We start from the raw sequence: 18,461 nt of genomic DNA, 5'->3' as shown, positions 1-18,461 counted from the left end.
CCTTTAACCGAGGTTGTCGACGAACTCGCCGACCTCTTTCACGAACCTGTCGGGATCCTCCACGAACGGTCCGTGATCGCAGCCTTCCCAGAACGACGCCCGCGCCTGCGGGATCAGCTCTGCAGCGTGCCTACCAGCTGAGACGTCGACGACGGAGTCCTCGGTGCCGTGCAGGACGAGCACCGGCACGTCGAGCGAGCGGAGCAGCTCGTCGTGACTCGCGGACCGGTTGAAGAGGGCGGCCCGCACCCGGGGCGGGGTGGCGAGGCTGGCCCCGAACAGCGCCTGCGACTGTGCGCCCTTGCCTTCCGGCGGTCCGGTGAGCGCGTTGCCGAACGCGCCCAGCGCGCGGATCGCGTCGCGCGGCTCCTCGGACATCGCGCCGGGGATCGCCGCGCGCATCGCCGCGCCGACCTTGCCGCCTGCCTCCCCGCGACCGATGCTGGTGATGGCTCCGACGAGGACCACGCCGTCGACGGCGGACGTGCCGTGCGACGCCAGGTAGTCGCAGATCACGAGGCCGCCGTAGGACCAGCCGAGGAGCACGGCGCCGGACGTGACGCCTTCGGCCGTGAGTACCGCGTCGACGTCCCCGGCCCAGATCGCGGAGTCGTCGTAGCCGGCGTCGGGTGCACCTGAGTAGCCGTGTCCGCGCAGGTCGACGGCGATGACGCGGTAGCGGGCCGCGAGTTCGTCGAGCACCCCGGGGCCCCAGCACTTCGAGGACTGCGCCCAACCGTGCAGGAGGACCAGGGTCCGCGCGTCGGGGGCACCGGTCACCGAGTAGACGAGGGGCGTTCCGTCGACGCCGACTGTTTCACGAATAGCCATGGGGTCACCATAGAGGCCAGCAGCGCGGCGACCGCCGCCACCGCGTAACCCGCGGTCGTGCCGAATTCGTCGATCATCCGGCCTGCGAGTGCCGACCCCATCGCGACGCCGACACCCAGTCCGGTGACGATCCAGGTGATGCCCTCGGTCAGCGCGGCCGCGGGCACGATCTGCTCGACGAGACCGGTCGTGACGATCATGATCGGCGCCACCGTCATCCCCGCCACCGCGTAGGCGACGGCGAGCGCCGGGATGCTGTCGGCCAGAAGCAGCGGAACCGTCAGGACCGCCACCGCGAGGACCGCGACCATCAGCTGTTTCCGGAGCGACGCCGACACCCGGATCGCGCCGAACACGATGCCCGCCACCGCGGAACCGGCCGCGAACAGGGCCAGCACCACGGTGGCGGAGGCGGGTGCGTCGTGGCTTCGGGTGAAGGCGATGGCACCGACGTCGATGACGCCGAAGATCGTGCCCATCGACACCATGACCGCCACGAGGATCCACACGGCGGGCGTCCGGACGACGGACGGGCGGCCGTCGTGCGTTGCGGCATGCACGGGCGGTTCGGTGCCGCGCTGCGCGACGAGCGCGAGGGTGCCGACCACCAGCAGGACGAGGCCCGCGAGCGGTCCCGCCTCGGGGAACACCGTGACGGACAATCCGACGGAGACCACCGGCCCCGCGATGAAGCACAGTTCGTCCACCACCGCCTCGAACGCGAACGCCGTCCGCAGCAGTGGCGTGCCGCGGTACAGCTCGGTCCAGCGGGCGCGCACCATCGCACCGATCGTGGGCATGCAGCCGGCGGGGACGGCCCACACGAACAGCACCCAGTCGGGCGTCCCGAACCGGACACACAGCAGCATCGCAGCGATGGACGTCGCGCTGATCCCCGACGCGACGGGAAGGACACGGGACTGCCCGTACCGGTCCACCGCCCGCGACACGACGGGGGTGATGAACGCGTACGTCAGTGCGAACACCGCGGCGAGGGCTCCGGCCAGTGCGTAGTCGCCGCGCAATTCGGACAGCATCGTGACGATGCCGATGCCGACCATGGCGATCGGTACGCGCGCAACGAATCCTGCGGCGGAGAACGCTGCGGAGCCGGGGGCGGCGAAGATCTGACGATAGGTACCGAGCACGCGTCGAGCCTCACAGATCGTGGCCGCGACTTCCAGCACGTGCAAGTATTGCGCTCATGAGTGTCCTGGTGTGTTTCCACGCCCATCCCGACGACGAAGTGTTCACGACGGGCGGCGTGATGCGTCAGGCCGCCGACGCCGGTCATCGCGTCGTGGTGGTCACCGCGACGGACGGGGCGCTCGGCGAGGCCCCCGACGGGATCCTGACCGACGGCGAATCACTCGCCGAGCGTCGGCGCCGCGAGCTGGAGGAGTCGACGTCGCTGCTCGGCGCCCAGCGCGTGGTGCTGCTGCACTACGCGGATTCCGGGATGGCGGGAACGCCGGAGAACGACAATCCCGCCGCGTTCTGCAACGTCGACGTCGAGGAGGCCGCTGCCCGGCTGGCCGCGATCCTCGTCGAGGAATCCGCCGACGTGATCACCATCTACGACCCCAACGGTGGCTACGGCCATCCCGATCATGTGCAGGTCCATCACGTGGGCATCCGGGCCGCCGAACTGGCGGGTGTGCCGCACGTCTACGAGGCGGCAGTGAGCCGCGACCACATCCGGCGACTCATGGCCGCCAATCCGGAGTGGTCCGAGAACGCCCAGCCACCGGACCTCGACACGTTCGGTCTGCCGGACTCCGAGATCACCACGGTCGTGGACGTCACCTCGGCCATGGACGCCAAGCGCGCCGCGATGCACGCGCACGCCACCCAGATCGGGGACTTCGGCCCGTTCCTGCAGATGCCCGAGGAGCAGTTGCGCGCGGCGTTCGGTCAGGAATGGTTCCGCCGTCGCGGGGCGCCCGCCGGGCTCGCGGAGTCTTCGCTGCCCCTCTGATCGACCGGCCCGGGTGTCCTCCTGCCGGAGAACCGCTTCCCCGCCAGGGTGAGGACGGCTGCGGCGAGGAGGCATCCGCCCGCCCCGATCCCGGTCACCGTGCCGGGTGCCACGGTGGTCGTCAGACCCACGACGAGCCCGGCAGCGGCGACCACGACGAGCAGCGCACCGAGGACGGTCAACGACGACTCGCCGAGTACGCCGGCCAACGGCACGAAGTGGACGCCGACGGCGAAGCACACCCAGACCGGTATCCACGCCGACAGACCCGTGTTTCCGAGAACGGCGGCGCCCGCCCAGATCACCGCGAACTCGACCACCACCACGAGGGTGTACCGCCGCCGGACCGCCCGGTCCGCCAACGCGGAACTCTCGGCGGGACTACGCACGGCGAGTACCGCTCCCAGCACGGCGACGACGAGCGCCACCACGATGGCGGCGTCGAGGAGCACGGTGAGGGGGCGGCGAAGGTCGACGGCCATGGCCCAGCCGAACCAGCCTGCGGCGAAGAATCCGACCACCGCGGCGGCGCTCCCCCGCGCCCGGCCCGACCGGCGGGCGGCTTCCGACAGACTGGACATCCCGCCAATCTAGCCCCGCGAACCGCCTGCGCGGGTGTGGTTCCGCGCCTAGCATCCACGGGTATGGATCCCGCTGATCTCGTCGCGACCATGCCGTTCGCCGTGCACACCGGGGTTCGTCTCACCAAGGCCGCACCCGAGGAGGTTGTCGGGCACCTCGAGTGGGAACAGCACCGCACGACCGCGGGAAACGGCATGCACGGCGGGGCGCTGATGACGCTCGCCGACAGCGTCGGAGCCGTCTGCGCGTTTCTCAACCTTCCGGCGGGAGCGTCGACGTCGACCACGAGTTCGAGCACGGTGTTCACCCGCGGCGTCCGCAAGGGCACCGTCACCGCGACCGCGCGTCCGCTGCACGCCGGACGAACCACGGTCGCCGTCGTCACCGAACTGCGGGACGACGAGGACCGTCTCGTGGCGCAGGTGACGCAGTCGCAGGCGGTGCTTCACCCCCAGCCGGGAAGCTGACCGATGTCACGACTGCTGCGGGCATACCGCGCCACGGGAGCGGATCTGCCGTTCGGCAACCTCCTCGCCGCGCACGACGTCGCGATGGAAGGCTATTTCTGGCGGTTCACCCAGCCCGCGACGGGACAGGTCGTCATCGCGCTGGCGGGGATCAACCGGGCCGCGGACGGGCACTGGGCGACGCTCGGTCTCGCCGGTCATCCCACCCGGTTCCTGCGGACCGCCGCGCATCCGGAGGGCTACGCCAACCCTGCCGGACTCGGCGCGTTCGCCGGCGACGCGTTCCGCGGGTCCGTCGACCGCGTGCGGGTGGATCTCGGGCCGGACGCCCGCCTCGACGTCCGGGTCGGCGCCCAGGTTCCGTGGCCGCGGCGCAGGCTCGGCGGGTCGAGTGTGTTCCAGACCGTGCCCGCACTGAACCAGTACTGGCACCCGTGGCTGCTCGGCGGCCGGGCCGAGGGAACGGCCGTGCTGGGCGGCACCGAGATCGACCTCGACGGCGCCCAGGTCTACGGCGAAAAGAATTGGGGCAAGGGCGGTTTCCCCGACTCCTGGTGGTGGGGCCAGGCTCAGGGTTTCGCCGACCGGCAGGCATGTGTCGCGTTCGCGGGCGGCGAGATCACCGCGGGTGGGCTGCGCACCGAGGTCACGGCCGTCGTCGTCGCGCTGCCCGACGGCACGGTGTTCCGCCTCGGCAACCCGGTCACCTCCCCCGTCCGGGCGCACGTCACGGACGATCGGTGGTGGCTGCGGGGCCGCAATCGCACGTGGAGCGTCGAAATCGAGGGCGGTTCCCCGCTGGGCTCGGCGCACGTGCTGCCGGTTCCGCTTCCTGCCGAGCGTCGCAACATTCCCGGCGCCCTCGAGCACCTCGCCGGCTCGATGAGTGTGACGGTCCGCCGTCGCGGTGAGCTCGTCTGGGCCGACGAATCACCACTCGCCGCGTTGGAACACGGCGGTATCGGGCGGGCGCGGGCGGAGCTGCGCAGGCGGGGCGCGCCACCGGACGCGACATCCGCGCCGCCGCTCAGCTGATCACCTCGAGCTCGGGTGGCTGCAATGCCTCGACGATCTCGTCGGTCTCCGCGTGGAGAACCCCTATTCGCCCGGCCTCCTCCAGGTGACGCGCGTCGACGCCCGAGATCGCATCGGCTGCGACGAGCACCTTGTAGTCGCGTTCGCTGGCGTCGACGATCGTGGCGCGCGGGCAGTTGGGGTAGTTGCATCCCGCGATCACCACGGTGTCGACCCGCCACTGGCGCAGGCGGTCGTCGAGTTCGGTGCGGTAGAACGAACTCCACCGGGGTTTGAACAGGATGTGCTCGGTGGGCGAGACAGTCTGGAGACCGCCGCCGAGGAGCGACTCGGGGTCGAGCGGCGGCACCCCCAGCTCCGGCGCCACCTGGGAGCCAGCGGTGCCCGGTCTGGCGATGTCGAGTCCGGCCGCGATCACGCGGCGCCGGCACAGGTCCACGTCGTCGCCCTCGTACAACCGGACGACGTGCACGATCGGGGCCGAGGCCTCCCGGTAGGCGTCCACGAGACGCGCGATCGCGGGCAGCACCGCCGAGGTGCCGGGAATCGGGGCGGTCCCGCCGTCCACGAAGTCCACCTGCGTGTCGACGACGAGCAGCGCGGACCGGCCGAGATCGGGAGCGAGGAACGGATCCGAGTTCTGCCGCCAGTGGGTCACGCAGCAAATCTAACGCTCACGCACACCCTGTAGCGGGAATCACAGGGACCGGTTCGTTCGCACGCAACGCGGGTTTGGGACCATGGAGCGGGTGGGGTAGTGCGAGAAGGGTCCCAACCGATGACTGTGAGCGATGAGAACTGGCCGTTGATCGGCGCGACAGGGGCGCGCTTCGGATCAGCCGGCCGGCGCCGCAGCGCCAGGAAAGAGCAGGACCCGAGCCCGACGCAGTCGGCCGAATGGGTGGAACCCGTCCCGGCCGAGGCCGCTCCCGAGCAGGTCGAACCCGTGCCCGAACCTGCCGATCGGACTCCCGAGGTGGCCGACAGTGCTGCTGTCGAGTCCACCGAGTGGGTGGCGCCCGAGGACACCGTCTCCATCGTCCGGCCGTTCATCCTCACGGGCGGGCGGACCGAGTCCGGGGTCGATCTGCCACTGGAGGCGGTCATCGTCGCCCGCGCGGACGGCGACACCGTGGTGGACGGGATGCTTGCGCCGGACGAACTGCGCCGCGTCTTCGCGCTGTGCGCCGAACCGCGGTCGGTGGCCGAGATCGCGTCGCTCGCGTCGATCCCACTCGGGGTCGCGCGCGTACTCGTCGGCGACCTCGCGGCGGCCGGGGCGGTCACCGTGAACGAGACCGCCGGGTCCACCGGCCCGGACCGGAATCTGATGGAACGCGTCCTCGACGGGCTGCGCAAACTCTGAGATCCACCGGGGAGTCGGCGCCCGGAGCGATGCACACGAATTCGTCAGCCGCACAGGCTATTGCCTGTGCGGCTGACGAAGTGCTGTGACGCTAGATCGACGTCCGGCGCATCGCTCCGACCGGATCGGAGTAGATGGTGCTCAGCGACACCACCGTCGAGGCATACTCCTGCACCCGGTTGCCGAAACCGGAGATTCGAATGTCCCTGCGTTCCAGCGACGATGCCTGCGCGAAGGCCTCGGCGACGTGCGGGATACCGGCCGGGTACTCGGTGAACGCCTGGCCCCCGAGGATCACCCGGTCCGGGTTGAACAGGTCCCGCAGCATGGCGACCGTCTTCCCGAGCACCTGAGCACGTTCCACCAGAAGTTCATGCGCGGGAACGGAACCCGACGACGCCGCCTTGTAGAGGGCACTCATCGTCGGCCGCTGGTTCGACTCCGCGAGGATGCCCGCGTCGAGGGCTGCGGAGATGACCGCGCGATCGCTGATCGTCGCCTCGAGGCACCCGCGTGAACCGCACGAGCACTGCGCCGACGAGCCCGTCGGCAAGTGCGCGATCGATCCGGGACCGCTCGACGGAGTGTGAACACGGCCGTCGATGGTGATCGCGATGCCCGCCGTCTCACGGGCGTAGAAGTACAGGCCCGTTTCGCCTTGCGCGACACCGTCTTCGCTGTCCGGGCTCAGCAGCAGTTCGGATGCGGCCATCGCCTCGACGTGCGCCGCGACGGAGACGGGCAACCCGAGTCCGCTCGCGATGATGGCGCCGACCTGGGCGGACTTCCATCCCAGTCGGGGATGGTCGACGACACCGGTCTGCGGATCGACCCGACCGCCGAGTGCGACACCCGCCCACAGCGGGCGACGCCGGTGCCAGCGGGAGGCGAAGGCCCGCGCGCTGCGTGCGATGCCGGCGAGTGCGTCGGCGGACGCTCCCTGCGGGGTGGGTACCTCGACCGCGCCGAGGACCTTCCCTCGCAGGTCACTGGCGATGATGCTGGTCACGACCGCGCCGATGTGGATGCCCACCGTCAGGTAGGGCTCGTGGTTGACCTCGAACGGAACCCGCGGACGACCGATGGCGCCGGACGGCGTGAGGTCGCCGCGTTCGCGCAGCAGCCCGAGGTCGAGGAGCGCCGACACCTGACGGTTGACGGTGGCGATGCTCAGGCCGGTCGCTTTCGCGGCGACGTCCCTGGACAGCGGCCCGCGAGACCGGGCCACCCGCAGTACACCGGCGGCCGGGCCGTCGCTGATCCGCAGCTCAGGGGGAACGATGTGGAGACGGGGACGGGACACGGGCCGCTGGAATCGAGATGCGGAGCCGGTCCGGGTGGGGCTGGAAAGAGTGGGGGTAGACACGTGGCAGTCCTTGCAAGCGGAGGCGGTGCGCACCTTCGTCCGAACGCTGCATCCGTCCCGGGTCGAGAGTGGGACGACCGAGGACGATCGATCAGGAGAAGACTGCGCGAATTAGCTGCAGATGCTGAGACAGCGACAACACAGTTCCCGCGCCAAGGGCAGCCGCGAGCCCAGCGCGGAAGTCACATAGGTGACCCGCGGAGCGGTCGACTGGCCTGAAGACATGACACGAAACTAGCAGCTTCGGTCGGTTTCACCAATCGGAGGGCGCGTCGGCGTGTGGATCCGCGCCGCGCCACTTCCGCAGTTCCCGCCGTTGCGAGGCGCCGCCTGCGGCGCACATCGGAGAGCATCGCCACTCTTGACTACAAGAGTGTTTCACCACACGATACGCCGAGATACCAACCGAACGTACGGTTACAGGGGTGAGATGTACCGACGTGATCGCCTCCGCGACGACGCGGATCAGACGGCAGAGATCGCCATCCTGACCGAACAGTCGTTCGCGCCCTCGAAGAGATCGACATGACCTCCACCCAGATCTCCGTGACACCCCGGGCGACCGTCCGGCCGCCGAAGGTGGCCGGCGCCAGTCTCATCGGGACCGCCATCGAGTGGTACGACTACTTCATTTACGGCATGGCCGCGGCAATCGTGTTCGGCCCGTTGTTCTTTCCGTCCTTCTCCTCCATCGCGGGCACGCTGGCGGCGTTCGCGACGTTCTCCGTCAGCTTCATCGCACGGCCGATCGGCGGCGTGGTAATGGTGCTGATGGGGCTCGTCATCCGGTTCACCATCACCGAGAGCCCCGACTTCGAGAAGGTCAAGAGCACCCACCGCGATCAACGACTGCCGATCGTCACCGTACTGCGGGAGAACCTGCGCGAAGTGCTGCTGGCGGCGGGCGCGTTCATCGGCATCAACACGGTCGGATACATCTTCATGGCGTACCTGCTGTCCTATTCGACGAAGGTCCTGGGCATGAGCAAGACACTGGTGCTCGTCTTCACCCTGGTCGCCTCGTTCGTGTGGTTGATCGTCATCACCGTCGCGTTGATGCTGTCGGACCGGTCTACCTCACCGCGGTCACACTGCTCAGCCTGCTCTGCGTCGTCGCGATCACACGGAAGGTCCGCGGCCCGTTGCGATCAGGGTGACGCAAATCCTTCCGGCGACACACCGCCCGATGGTTCGGTTACGGGACTCCACACCGTCTCCGGTATCCGAAAGGCTCACCATGTCCATCGATTTCGCGCCCGAGCACGTGACAGACGCCGAGGGTTCCCCGAACGCGGCGAGCGTCGTCAAGCTCGGTGCACACATCGGCGCCCGGATCGACGGCGTCCGGCTCGGCGGCAACCTCGACCCCGCCACCGTGTCGCTCATCCGTCAGACCCTGCTCGAGCACAAGGTGATCTTCTTCCGTGGCCAGGAACATCTGACCGACGACTCGCAGTACGAGTTCGCGGAGCTTCTCGGCTCCCCCACCACCGCGCATCCGACCGTCACGTCGCGTGGCACCAAGGTGCTGCCCATCGACTCCGACTACGGCAAGGCCAACAGCTGGCACACCGACGTCACGTTCGTCGATCGCATCCCGAAGGCGTCGATCCTGCGCGCCGTGCAACTCCCCACCTACGGCGGATCCACCACCTGGGCGTCGGGTGTCGCCGCCTACAACGCGCTGCCCGAGCCGCTGAAGGTCCTCGCCGACAACCTGTGGGCGACGCACACCAACGTCTACGACTACGCGGCGACCAGCGCGGAACGCGCGCAGGACGACAAGGCGAAGGAGTACCGCGCCGAGTTCCAGTCCACCTACTTCGAGACGGAGCACCCGGTGGTGCGGGTGCACCCCGAGACCGGCGAGCGCACACTGCTGCTCGGTCACTTCGTCAAGAGCCTGGTCGGCCTGAGCAGCACCCAGTCGCAGGCACTCTTCCGAGTTCTGCAGGATCACGCGATCTCGCTCGAGTTCACGACCCGGTGGAACTGGCAGTCGGGCGACGTGGCGATCTGGGACAACCGTGCCACTCAGCACTACGCCGTCGCCGACTACGACGATCAGTACCGGCGACTCAACCGCATCACCCTGGCCGGCGACGTCCCCGTCGACATCCGGGGCGAGCGCAGCCGCAGCGTCGCCGGCGACGCGAGTGGCTACTCCGTCATCGACGAGCCCTAACATGTCGGCATGACCTTTTCACCTGACACCCGCATCGCCGTCGTCACCGGGGCGAGCTCCGGAATCGGAGAAGCCACCGCCCGCACCCTGGCCGCGCAGGGATTTCATGTGGTCATCGGGGCCCGGCGACTGGATCGTCTGGAGAAGATCGCCGAAGACATCGGCGGTACCGCGCTCGAACTCGACGTCACGGACCAGGATTCCGTGGACGCGTTCAGCGCGGTACTGCCGAGGGTCGACGTGCTCGTGAACAATGCGGGCGGCGCCAAGGGACTGGCCACCGTCGCCGAGGCCGATCTCGACGACTGGCGGTGGATGTGGGAGACCAATGTCCTGGGCACCCTTCGGATCACCAAGGCGCTGCTGCCGAAGTTGATCGAGTCGGGTGACGGTCTGGTCGTCACCATCACGTCGCTGGCCGCGCTCGAGGCGTACGACAACGGTTCCGGATACACGACCGCCAAGCACGCGGAGGGCGTCCTGCACCGCACGCTGCGCGGAGAACTGCTCGGCAAGCCGGTCCGTCTCACCGAAATCGCGCCGGGCGCAGTAGAAACCGAGTTCTCGCTGGTGCGTTTCGAAGGCGACCAGGAGCGTGCCGACAAGGTCTACGAGGGCATCACCCCGCTCGTCGCCGCGGATGTCGCGGACGTCGTCGGGTTCGTCGCCTCGAGGCCCTCCCACGTGAACATCGACCAGATCGTCGTCAAGCCACGAGATCAGGCTTCGTCCGGGCGTTTTCACCGCACGACGTAGACGCGTTCGCGGCTGACCGCCGGTCCTGGTGCTCGAGCACCAGGACCACGGTCCACAGTCCCGCCACGATCGTCACGACCCCCAGCAACATCCATCCCATCCCACAGCCCCCTGCCGATCAACGACTTTCGACCGAAACAGACTGTCGGGGTCGTCCGTCGACCCCTCGACAGCGGACGACTCCCCACAGTTGTGTGAACCGAGAACACGGCGCCGTCGACGCGTCCTCATTCAGGTAGACGCAGCGGCCCCGGTTTCGGTTCCACCGGGTGTGAAGAAAGTTCGCTCGCCTATGCGAGGGCCGACATGGACTGCCATTCGGACCAGCTGAGGGCCCAGTCGTAGATGTCGCCGTCAGCGGCCGACAGGTCGATGGACGTTCCGGTCACCTCGACGGGATCGCCGTACATCGCGGTGCCGAAGTACTGCTGGGCGTCCGCGAGGGACAGGTTGATGCAGCCGTTGGTGACGTTCGACGAACCCTGGACGCCGGTGGTCTCGGGGTTCGCGTGGATGAACTCGCCGTTGTTGGAGATGCGGACCGCCCAGCGCTCGCGCACGTTCTCGTAGAACGGCGGGTTGGACATGAGGAAGTCCTCGTGCTTCTCGGTCACCATGTGGATGCCACTGCGGGTGACGTTGCGGGCCTCGTTGCCTTCGCCGTAGCTGACGGGGATGTCCATGATGGTCTCGCCGCCGCGCACCACCTGCATGCGGTGGCTGGGCGCGTTCGCGATCACGATCTGGCTGCGCCCGACGGTGAAGTTCAGCGACAGATCCTCCGCGCCGTACGCGCCGCCGCCGAAGTCCAGTCCGTACAGCCGGGCGTCGAGGCTCACGGTGGTGCCGGGCGCCCAGTAGTTCTGCGGACGCCAGTGCGCGCGCGACCCGTTGTCGTCGGGCAGCCACGCCCACGAGCCCGGTGTCGGCGGGTTGGTCGTGACGGTCATCGCCTTCTCGACCGCCGCCTTGTCCTCGACGGACTCGTGGAACTGGACGATGATCGGGGCGGCGATCCCGACTTCCTGACCGTCGCCGATGTTGAGTGTGGCGCCGATGGTCTCGTCGGGGTCGACCGTGGTGAAGCTGCCGTCGACGGCAACGGACTTGCCGTCCGTGCCGAGCGCCGTGCCCTTCCACGTGTACGTGGCGCCGTAACCCAGTGCCTCCCCGACGGTGAACGTGGTCCGGTCGGGTGACAGCACACCCTGCACGGCACGCCCCTCGGCGTTGACGAGGGAGATGTCGGTGAACGTGCCCTGCGACGCGGTCGCGGAGATCGGCGCCACCGGATTGACGTCCTCGGTGCCCGACGCCGGATTCTGGGTGACCTCGACCGCCGGTTCGGGCGGCGCGGTGGCGGTTCCCGACTCGGAGCCGACCGTGCATCCGGTCAGCACAACGAGAAACGCGATCAGCGCCGTCGCGATCAACGCGACGCGCGACCGACTTGTCCGAGAACCCAGTTCATGCACAGCTAACAGGTTACCTGCGCTACGGACCTGTCTCAGATCGCGCAGCCCACCGTCACGGGTTCGGGTTCGAGCCGGACACCGAACGCCGCCTGGACGCCGTCCCGGACGTCGCGAGCCAATGCCAGCAGGTCCTCGCTCTTCGCGGCACCTCGATTGGTCAACGCGAGAGTGTGCTTGGTCGACAGCCGCGCGACGGCGTTCTCGCCGGGATAACCCTTCGAGAAGCCGGCCCGCTCGATCAGCCACCCCGCAGACAACTTGGTTCCGCCGTCGGCCGGGTATTGAGGAACAAGCACGTCGCCGAGGCGGGTCTCGATCGCGGCGAGGACACCCGCCAACTCGCCGTCCGCAACGACGGGGTTGGTGAAGAAGGAGCCCGCGCTCCAGGTGTCGTAATCCTCGGGATCGAGCACCATGCCCTTGCCCCGCCGCAGGTCCAGCACGGCGTCGCGGACCTGCGCCGACGGCAACCGGTCGCCCTCGGCACTGTTCAGCGCCGACACCAGTTCGCGGTAGCGCAGCGGCTCGCCGAGCCCGTCGGGATGCACGGTCAGTTCCACGGCCAGCACCAGGGCGGCATCGGAGTGCTTGAGGACGCTCGTGCGGTAACCGAGACCGAGGGCCTCGGGTTCGACCCAGCGCGCCTCACCGGTGCGTCGATCGAGGAGGTGGACCCGCCGCAGCATCGACCCCACCTCGACGCCGTACGCGCCCACGTTCTGCACCGGGGTGGCCCCGGTCGACCCGGGAATCCCCGACAGGCATTCCAGCCCGCCCAGCTCGGCGGCGACGGTCTGCGCGACCACCTGATCCCACTCGGCGCCCGCCTCGGCAGTGACGAATCCCTCCTCCAGACCGACGGTGGTGTTGCACACACGCACCACCACACCGTCGAATCCGCCGTCCCCGACCACCAGATTGGAACCGCCGGCAAGGATCAGCGTCGGGATGTGCGCGGCGTCGAGAAGGCGCACCACGTCGACGAGGACCTGCGTGGTCGGGCACTCCGCCACGATCCGCGCCGGCCCGCCCACGCGCAGCGTGGTCATCCCCGACAGTTCGAGGTTCTCGGACACGAATGCGCCCGAATCGACGAGTTGACTGACAATGCTCACGTCCCACACAACCGCAAACGGTAGCCTGCGGATCGTGAGTCGCCGCATCGAGCATTCGTCGTCCTATGCGTTTCCCGTCGCCCAGCTCCATGCGGGCCTGATCACCGAGCAGTACTGGCGCGACCGTCTCGACCGGGTCGGAGGACCGGGGGCAACCCTGGACGAGGTCACGACCGGCCCGGGCACCATCTCGGTGGCCATGTCGCAGTCGATCCCCGCCGAGCACCTGCCCAGCATCGTCTCGAAGGTCCGGTCGGGCGATCTCGTGATCAAGCGCACGGAGACATGGGGCACGCTCGACGGTGATCACGCCGAGGGCACGTTCACGGCCGAGGTCCAGGGTGCGCCCGCGACGATCTCGGGGACCCAGACCCTGACGGCTTCAGGTTCCGGGTCGAACGTGCAGGTCGAAGGCAAGGCCGACGTGAGGATCCCGCTGATCGGCGGCAAGATCGAGAGCGCGATCGCGGACGAGGTCCTGCGCCTGATCGAGAAGGAGCAGGGCTTCACGCAGCAGTGGCTCGGGGCCTGACCTGGGGCGGGTGTCCCTTGTGTTCCGTCACAGCCGGTAACCTTGGCGATCATGGCTCGCCGCATCGACTACTCAGCCCGTTACAAGCACACCCCGAAAGAGGTGTACAACGCGTTCACCAACCGTGACTACTGGGATGCGCGCATCGAGGAGATGCGGAAGTACTCCGAGAACCACATCGAGCACTTCGACGTGAACGACGACGGGATCGACATCGTCCTGCACCACATCCTGCCGCGGTCGGAACTCCCCGAGATCGCGCAGACCGTGATGAAGAAGGACATGGTCATCACACGCAAGGAGTCGTACACGCCCTTCGGTGAGCCGACCACGGGCACGTACGAGGCGTCGATCCCAGCGGGCCCGGGCAGCCTCACGGGCACCATGAAGCTGTTCGCCACCGAGACGGGCTGCACGTTCCGCACCTCGTCCGAGGCCAAGGTGTATCTGCCGTTCATCGGCGGGAAGCTCGAGCAGCTGATGCTCGTCAACCTGATCGACCTCTTCCGCGCCGAGGCCGAGATCACCGAAACGTGGTTGTCGCAGCACTAGCAACCACCGCACGGATTTCCCATGACTTCAGCGACGCTGAAGCGGCCTCACGGTGTCATCACCCGGGGTACGACAGGCATCAATCGGCTGCGACGCAGCGACCGCTGGCTCGTCCACGACGCGCTGGTGCGCCGGACGCTGCACGCATCCGCCGACCCGCTCGTCGTCGACCTCGGGTACGGCGCCCGGCCGCACACCACGTTCGAGCTCGCCGACCGGTTGACCGCCGTGCGCGGCGACCGCCGGGTGGTCGGGCTCGAGATCGATCCCGAGCGTGTGGTCGAGAGCAGGAACGGAGTGAGTTTCGCCCGCGGCGGGTTCGAGCTCTCCGGACTGCGCCCCGTCCTGGTCCGCGCGTTCAACGTGCTGCGTCAGTATCCCGAGGATGCGGTCGGGCCGGCCTGGGCGCGGATGCAGTCCGGGCTCGCACCGGGCGGGCTGATCGTCGACGGCACGTGTGACGAGCTGGGCCGCCGCTGTGCGTGGGTGCTGCTCGACGCCACCCGCCCGCTGTCGCTGACGCTGGCATGGGATCCGTTCGCCGTGGAGAAGCCGTCGGACATCGCCGAACGGCTACCCAAGGCGCTGATCCATCGCAACGTCCCGGGTGAGCCGGTCCACGCCCTCCTCGCGGCAGCGGATCGTGCGTGGGCCACCGCGGCGCCGCACGGCTCGTTCGGACCGCGGGTGCGGTGGCGGGCCGCCCTCGAACTGCTGCGCGCGCAGGGACTTCCCGTGCAACCCCAGCGCCGCCGGCTCCGCGACAACATCCTCACCGTTCCGTGGCACCTGGTCGCGCCCGGTTCCGGCACGAATTAATTCACGCGACATCCCCCACAGCGCCCCGTAGAGTCACTTCACGAAACATGTTGTGCCGGTGCGCAGGCGAGGGCTACTTCGACTGTGGATCGCGTGGTCGCCGGTTCGAATCCGGTCAGGGACGCAGGTCCCTGTAGCTCAGTGGTAGAGCGCGTCCGTGCCTCCGCCGACTCCGAACTCGGCACGACATGCGTGCGCGCCACCCGGTGCGCAGACGACGGATACTTCTCAGGTGAAGTGCGCAAGCACGCGGTTCGACTCCGCACCCCGTCGTCGCCTCGATCTCGGGTGGCGCGCACCCCACGAGCACCGACACCTCCCGGAAGGAGGAACACCCATGAGCAAGTTCAACCTGAAGACGCTGCGCCGCACCAAGGTACAGAGCCCTGTCACGTCGGAAATGCAACCGGCCGGCCGCACGTTCGAGGGCGGCAGCGGCTACGCCCGCGACGCGAAGAGCGAGCTGTTCCTCCTCGCCGTCACCAACATGGTGGGTGAGCACACGTTCTACGAGTCGGCTCCGGACCGCGACGGCCGGTTCGTCCAGCTCGTCCACGAGGTCACGCTGTCGGACCCGGAGTGGACCGCCCGCCTGATCGGGTGGCTGCGCCGCGACGCGCATCTGCGTTCGGCGTCGGTGGTGGCCGCGGCCGAGTTCGTCCGGGCCCGGCTGGGCGCCGGTCTGCACGGCGGCAACCGCGCCGTGATCTCCTCGGCGCTGGAGCGGGCCGACGAGCCGGGTGAGATCCTCGCCTACTGGATTGCGCGCCACGGTCGTTCGATCCCGAAGCCGGTCAAGCGCGGTGTCGCCGATGCCGCTGTCCGCCTGTACTCGGAACGCTCACTGCTGAAGTGGGATTCCGATTCCAGGGACGTCCGCTTCGGCGACGTCCTCGAGCTCACCCATGCGTCGCCGTCGGCGACGTGGCAGGGCGAGCTGTTCCGGCACGCGATCGACCGGCGGCAGGGACGCGAGAACACGATCCCCACCGGCCTGCGGATGCTCACGGAACGGGCGGCGCTGGCGGCGCTCCCGCCGGAGGATCGGCGTGCCGTCCTCCGGACCCCGGAGCGGCTGTCGGCGGCCGGCATGACGTGGGAGTCGCTCGCCGGCTGGCTGCAGGGACCGATGGATGCGGCAGCATGGCAGGCGGTGATCCCGTCCATGGGGTACATGGCTCTTCTGCGCAACCTGAGGAACTTCGACGAGGCCGGGATCCCCGACCACGTCGCGGAACAGGTAGCGGCCCGGATCGCCGATCCGGGGGAGGTGAAGTCGCGGCAGCTTCCGATGCGGTTCCTCGCGGCCTACCGGAACGCGCCGAGCCTGCGGTGGGGACACGCACTCGAACGGGCACTCGGGGCGTCGCTGTCCGCGGTCCCGTCGCTACCCGGCCGCACCCTGGTGCTCGTCGACCGGTCCGGATCGATGTTCTACAGCCGCGTCTCGGCGCGGTCGGAACTGACGCGGGCGGACGCGGCCGCGGTGTTCGGCACCGTACTGGCGGCGCGCGCGGAGCGGGCCAACCTGGTCGAGTTCGGCTCGGACAGCCGGTTCGTGCCGTTCAAGCACCAGCCGGTGCTGCGGGTCGTCGACAGTTTCGGCGACCTGGGCGGCACGGACACGGCGTCGGCGGTGCGGAAGCATTACCGCGACCACGACCGCGTCGTCATCGTCACCGACGAGCAGGCGGCGTGGGGCGATCCGACCCGGCACGTCCCGGCCGACGTCCCCGTGTACACGTGGAACGTGGCGGGCTACCGCCACGGACACGGTCCGACGGGGTCCGCGAACCGCCACACGTTCGGCGGACTGTCGGACGCCGGATTCTCGATGATCCCGCTCCTGGAGGGCACCCGGGACGGCGAGTGGCCGTTCTGATCCCGGATCGGTGATCCGTCAGGTGCAGGTGGCCAGTGCGTGTTCGACGCGCTGCGCCACCTGCGCCGGCAGGGATCCGCACTCCCCGTGCAGTGCGCGCGCATTCAGTCGCCCGATCGCGACGCCGTCGGCGACCACTTCGTCGAGCAGTTCCTGCGAGATGCCGCTCGCGGCGAGGTCGAGTGCCGTGCACAGCGGCGTGGTGATGCGCAGGGGTCCCACCTGCTCGCAGTCCTCCGGGCGGAGCGAACGCCGGTGCAGCGCCAGTTGCTGCGTCGGCGACGGCGGTGACAGCACCGTCGAGAGGTGGATGAACCGCGGGTACAGGTGCCCGAGGCCGTGAAGTTCGGCGGCACTCTGGTGGGAGACCGCGGCGGCGGCACCGAACCAGGTGCACCACTTCGCGAACTCCTCGAGATCGGAGTGCGGACAATCCTTCAAGCGGAACAGATCTCGCTCGACCTTGACCCACGAGCCGTCGGCGACGCGCTCATCGATCTCGTCGGCGGCGAAACCGAGGCGCAGCACCTGCGCAGTGGTGAAGAAACCCGCCTGAGCCGTCGCGACGCGTGTCAGCTCTTCACCGACACCTTCGCGCTCCGGGTCACCGGGACGTGGAGCCAACCATCCGGACATTCCCCTAGATTACTGGGCGTTTGTGGCACGCATCACAATTTCTGCGGATCTCGGCGACCCGCCGCGGGCGCATTCACAGAATTTGTTCAGAGTTGTCGGGAAGAATCCGTGTAATGGCAGCCCGAACGAACTCCGCACCCCGAAGTAACCGTGTGCTCGTCATCTCTCTTGTCGTCATCGCCGCGCTCGTGGCGGTCCTCGTCGGCGGCGAACTCTTCGTGCGCAACAGAGTGAAGACCTGCATGGCAGACCAGTTCGAGAGCCAACTCGGCTCGCAGGTCGACGTGGGCCTGAGCTGGAAGCCGGTCCTGCTCCAGTCGGTCGACAAGAACGTCCCGTACATCACGATCGACAGCGACGACACCAAGTTCGGCCCCGCCCAGGGGATGCAGGTGCACGCTCAGGTCAACGACATCCGGATCGAGAACACCGCGGACAGCAGCGGCACCATCGGCAGTTCCGACGCGGACATCACCTGGTCCACCGCGGGAATCCTCGCGACGCTGCAGCAGCAGGCGTTCGGCTCGCTCATCAGCGGTGTCACCGCCGATTCGAGCGCGGGCACCCTGCGGTTCTCCGTCGGTCCGGCCGGGCTCGCGGACCTGACCGTCAAACCGGAGGTCGTGAACGGGACCGTGAAAGTGGAGACGGTGGGTGCGGCGATCCTCGGTTTCGGCCTCCCCACCGATCTGGTGGACGGGGTCGTCCAGATTCTGACCTCGAGCCTGCAGACCTACCCGCTGGGCATGCAGCCGACGTCGTTGAAGGTCACCGACGACGCCATCGAGATCACCCTCGAGGGTGGCGCCTACACGATGCCTGCCGCCGGCACCCAGCAACAGCAGCAGGAACAGCAGAGCAGCTGCGGCCTCCTGGTCTGATCG

20 protein-coding genes are annotated in these 18,461 nt (G+C 68.7%); 11 read left to right on the top strand and 9 right to left on the bottom strand.

The features are described from left to right. Window positions 1–3: 3 nt before the first annotated feature. Both QM841_RS03975 and QM841_RS03970 read right to left on the bottom strand, forming a co-directional pair. Complete coding sequence (locus QM841_RS03975; protein ID WP_283331006.1) at window positions 4–831, bottom strand: alpha/beta fold hydrolase; 828 nt, start codon at window positions 829–831, stop codon at window positions 4–6. Then, entirely contained in the window at window positions 777–1,979 is a 1,203-nt protein-coding gene (locus tag QM841_RS03970) for an MFS transporter (protein ID WP_280779873.1), read from the bottom strand. Before QM841_RS03970 ends, QM841_RS03975 begins: the two co-directional genes overlap by 55 nt. Window positions 1,980–2,035: 56 nt before the next feature. Here QM841_RS03970 and QM841_RS03965 point away from each other — a divergent pair, with 56 nt between their 5' ends. Continuing rightward, entirely contained in the window at window positions 2,036–2,809 is a 774-nt protein-coding gene (locus QM841_RS03965) for a PIG-L family deacetylase (RefSeq protein ID WP_283331005.1), read from the top strand. Here the strand turns inward: QM841_RS03965 and QM841_RS03960 are convergent. After that, a complete protein-coding gene (locus QM841_RS03960) occupies window positions 2,746–3,390 on the bottom strand; it encodes a hypothetical protein (RefSeq protein WP_283331004.1) in 645 nt (214 codons plus the stop codon). The two genes, QM841_RS03965 and QM841_RS03960, sit on opposite strands and share 64 nt — an antisense overlap. A gap of 63 nt (window positions 3,391–3,453) precedes the next feature. Between QM841_RS03960 and QM841_RS03955 the strand changes: the two genes are divergently transcribed. After that, window positions 3,454–3,858: a PaaI family thioesterase gene (locus QM841_RS03955; RefSeq protein WP_005251933.1), complete on the top strand. Its 405-nt coding sequence runs from the start codon at window positions 3,454–3,456 to the stop codon at window positions 3,856–3,858. 3 nt (window positions 3,859–3,861) lie between these two features. Beyond that, window positions 3,862–4,893 carry a tocopherol cyclase family protein gene (locus QM841_RS03950; RefSeq protein WP_283331003.1) on the top strand — a complete coding sequence of 344 codons (1,032 nt, stop codon included), beginning with the start codon at window positions 3,862–3,864 and terminating at the stop codon, window positions 4,891–4,893. Here the strand turns inward: QM841_RS03950 and QM841_RS03945 are convergent. Then, the gene (locus QM841_RS03945) at window positions 4,886–5,551 is read right to left on the bottom strand and encodes a cysteine hydrolase family protein (RefSeq protein ID WP_280779869.1); all 666 of its coding nucleotides are present in this window, start codon (window positions 5,549–5,551) and stop codon (window positions 4,886–4,888) included. The genes QM841_RS03950 and QM841_RS03945 overlap by 8 nt on opposite strands. 120 nt (window positions 5,552–5,671) lie before the next feature. Here QM841_RS03945 and QM841_RS03940 point away from each other — a divergent pair, with 120 nt between their 5' ends. Next, window positions 5,672–6,259 (top strand): DUF742 domain-containing protein, encoded by a 588-nt coding sequence (locus QM841_RS03940; RefSeq protein WP_283331002.1) that lies wholly within the window; start codon window positions 5,672–5,674, stop codon window positions 6,257–6,259. A gap of 91 nt (window positions 6,260–6,350) precedes the next feature. On the opposite strand, the gene QM841_RS03935 is transcribed toward QM841_RS03940, so the two are convergent. Together QM841_RS03935 and QM841_RS03930 are read right to left on the bottom strand one after the other, a co-directional pair. Then, complete coding sequence (locus tag QM841_RS03935) at window positions 6,351–7,625, bottom strand: ROK family protein (RefSeq protein WP_502943214.1); 1,275 nt, start codon at window positions 7,623–7,625, stop codon at window positions 6,351–6,353. A gap of 632 nt (window positions 7,626–8,257) precedes the next feature. Then, a complete protein-coding gene (locus tag QM841_RS03930; RefSeq protein ID WP_283331001.1) occupies window positions 8,258–8,410 on the bottom strand; it encodes a hypothetical protein in 153 nt (50 codons plus the stop codon). 452 nt (window positions 8,411–8,862) lie between these two features. Here QM841_RS03930 and QM841_RS03925 point away from each other — a divergent pair, with 452 nt between their 5' ends. Both QM841_RS03925 and QM841_RS03920 read left to right on the top strand, forming a co-directional pair. Continuing rightward, window positions 8,863–9,810 carry a TauD/TfdA dioxygenase family protein gene (locus QM841_RS03925; RefSeq protein WP_283331000.1) on the top strand — a complete coding sequence of 316 codons (948 nt, stop codon included), beginning with the start codon at window positions 8,863–8,865 and terminating at the stop codon, window positions 9,808–9,810. Window positions 9,811–9,819: 9 nt separating this feature from the next. After that, window positions 9,820–10,566, top strand: coding sequence for an SDR family NAD(P)-dependent oxidoreductase (locus QM841_RS03920; RefSeq protein ID WP_037237881.1), 747 nt, complete (start codon window positions 9,820–9,822; stop codon window positions 10,564–10,566). Between the two features lie 290 nt (window positions 10,567–10,856). On the opposite strand, the gene QM841_RS03915 is transcribed toward QM841_RS03920, so the two are convergent. Together QM841_RS03915 and QM841_RS03910 are read right to left on the bottom strand one after the other, a co-directional pair. After that, a complete protein-coding gene (locus tag QM841_RS03915) occupies window positions 10,857–12,041 on the bottom strand; it encodes a L,D-transpeptidase (RefSeq protein WP_283330999.1) in 1,185 nt (394 codons plus the stop codon). 32 nt (window positions 12,042–12,073) lie between these two features. Next, window positions 12,074–13,165, bottom strand: coding sequence for a UDP-N-acetylmuramate dehydrogenase (locus QM841_RS03910; protein ID WP_280779863.1), 1,092 nt, complete (start codon window positions 13,163–13,165; stop codon window positions 12,074–12,076). 25 nt (window positions 13,166–13,190) lie between these two features. Between QM841_RS03910 and QM841_RS03905 the strand changes: the two genes are divergently transcribed. The 4 genes from QM841_RS03905 (at window position 13,191) to QM841_RS03890 (ending at window position 16,941) form a co-directional block, all read left to right on the top strand. Continuing rightward, window positions 13,191–13,688 carry a DUF2505 domain-containing protein gene (locus QM841_RS03905; RefSeq protein WP_283330998.1) on the top strand — a complete coding sequence of 166 codons (498 nt, stop codon included), beginning with the start codon at window positions 13,191–13,193 and terminating at the stop codon, window positions 13,686–13,688. 51 nt (window positions 13,689–13,739) lie between these two features. Further along, the gene (locus QM841_RS03900) at window positions 13,740–14,240 is read left to right on the top strand and encodes a DUF2505 domain-containing protein (RefSeq protein ID WP_005560412.1); all 501 of its coding nucleotides are present in this window, start codon (window positions 13,740–13,742) and stop codon (window positions 14,238–14,240) included. A gap of 21 nt (window positions 14,241–14,261) precedes the next feature. Beyond that, window positions 14,262–15,059 (top strand): hypothetical protein, encoded by a 798-nt coding sequence (locus tag QM841_RS03895; RefSeq protein ID WP_009474768.1) that lies wholly within the window; start codon window positions 14,262–14,264, stop codon window positions 15,057–15,059. A gap of 337 nt (window positions 15,060–15,396) precedes the next feature. Next, window positions 15,397–16,941: a TROVE domain-containing protein gene (locus tag QM841_RS03890; protein WP_283330997.1), complete on the top strand. Its 1,545-nt coding sequence runs from the start codon at window positions 15,397–15,399 to the stop codon at window positions 16,939–16,941. An 18-nt stretch (window positions 16,942–16,959) separates the two neighbouring features. Here the strand turns inward: QM841_RS03890 and QM841_RS03885 are convergent, their stop codons facing one another. Then, complete coding sequence (locus tag QM841_RS03885; RefSeq protein WP_105416033.1) at window positions 16,960–17,577, bottom strand: type IV toxin-antitoxin system AbiEi family antitoxin domain-containing protein; 618 nt, start codon at window positions 17,575–17,577, stop codon at window positions 16,960–16,962. 113 nt (window positions 17,578–17,690) lie between these two features. Here QM841_RS03885 and QM841_RS03880 point away from each other — a divergent pair, with 113 nt between their 5' ends. After that, window positions 17,691–18,458 (top strand): LmeA family phospholipid-binding protein, encoded by a 768-nt coding sequence (locus QM841_RS03880; protein ID WP_105416035.1) that lies wholly within the window; start codon window positions 17,691–17,693, stop codon window positions 18,456–18,458. Window positions 18,459–18,461 lie beyond the last annotated feature (3 nt).

It is taken from the genome of Rhodococcus sp. IEGM 1307 (genome assembly GCF_030056915.1).
Lineage (GTDB): Bacteria > Actinomycetota > Actinomycetes > Mycobacteriales > Mycobacteriaceae > Rhodococcus_F > Rhodococcus_F opacus_D.
Note: the sequence above shows the minus strand (reverse complement) of the source record. Positions and strands in the feature narration are given on the sequence as shown.

Excerpts from the sequence above, each read along its gene's own strand:
- QM841_RS03975 (WP_283331006.1), bottom strand. The coding sequence starts at position 831 with ATGGCTATTCGTGAAACAGTCGGCGTCGACGGAACGCCCCTCGTCTAC.
- QM841_RS03965 (WP_283331005.1), top strand. The coding sequence starts at position 2,036 with ATGAGTGTCCTGGTGTGTTTCCACGCCCATCCCGACGACGAAGTGTTC.
- QM841_RS03960 (WP_283331004.1), bottom strand. The coding sequence starts at position 3,390 with ATGTCCAGTCTGTCGGAAGCCGCCCGCCGGTCGGGCCGGGCGCGGGGG.
- QM841_RS03955 (WP_005251933.1), top strand. The coding sequence starts at position 3,454 with ATGGATCCCGCTGATCTCGTCGCGACCATGCCGTTCGCCGTGCACACC.
- QM841_RS03950 (WP_283331003.1), top strand. The coding sequence starts at position 3,862 with ATGTCACGACTGCTGCGGGCATACCGCGCCACGGGAGCGGATCTGCCG.
- QM841_RS03940 (WP_283331002.1), top strand. The coding sequence starts at position 5,672 with ATGACTGTGAGCGATGAGAACTGGCCGTTGATCGGCGCGACAGGGGCG.
- QM841_RS03930 (WP_283331001.1), bottom strand. The coding sequence starts at position 8,410 with ATGACGAGCCCCATCAGCACCATTACCACGCCGCCGATCGGCCGTGCG.
- QM841_RS03925 (WP_283331000.1), top strand. The coding sequence starts at position 8,863 with ATGTCCATCGATTTCGCGCCCGAGCACGTGACAGACGCCGAGGGTTCC.
- QM841_RS03920 (WP_037237881.1), top strand. The coding sequence starts at position 9,820 with ATGACCTTTTCACCTGACACCCGCATCGCCGTCGTCACCGGGGCGAGC.
- QM841_RS03900 (WP_005560412.1), top strand. The coding sequence starts at position 13,740 with ATGGCTCGCCGCATCGACTACTCAGCCCGTTACAAGCACACCCCGAAA.
- QM841_RS03895 (WP_009474768.1), top strand. The coding sequence starts at position 14,262 with ATGACTTCAGCGACGCTGAAGCGGCCTCACGGTGTCATCACCCGGGGT.
- QM841_RS03890 (WP_283330997.1), top strand. The coding sequence starts at position 15,397 with ATGAGCAAGTTCAACCTGAAGACGCTGCGCCGCACCAAGGTACAGAGC.
- QM841_RS03885 (WP_105416033.1), bottom strand. The coding sequence starts at position 17,577 with ATGTCCGGATGGTTGGCTCCACGTCCCGGTGACCCGGAGCGCGAAGGT.
- QM841_RS03880 (WP_105416035.1), top strand. The coding sequence starts at position 17,691 with ATGGCAGCCCGAACGAACTCCGCACCCCGAAGTAACCGTGTGCTCGTC.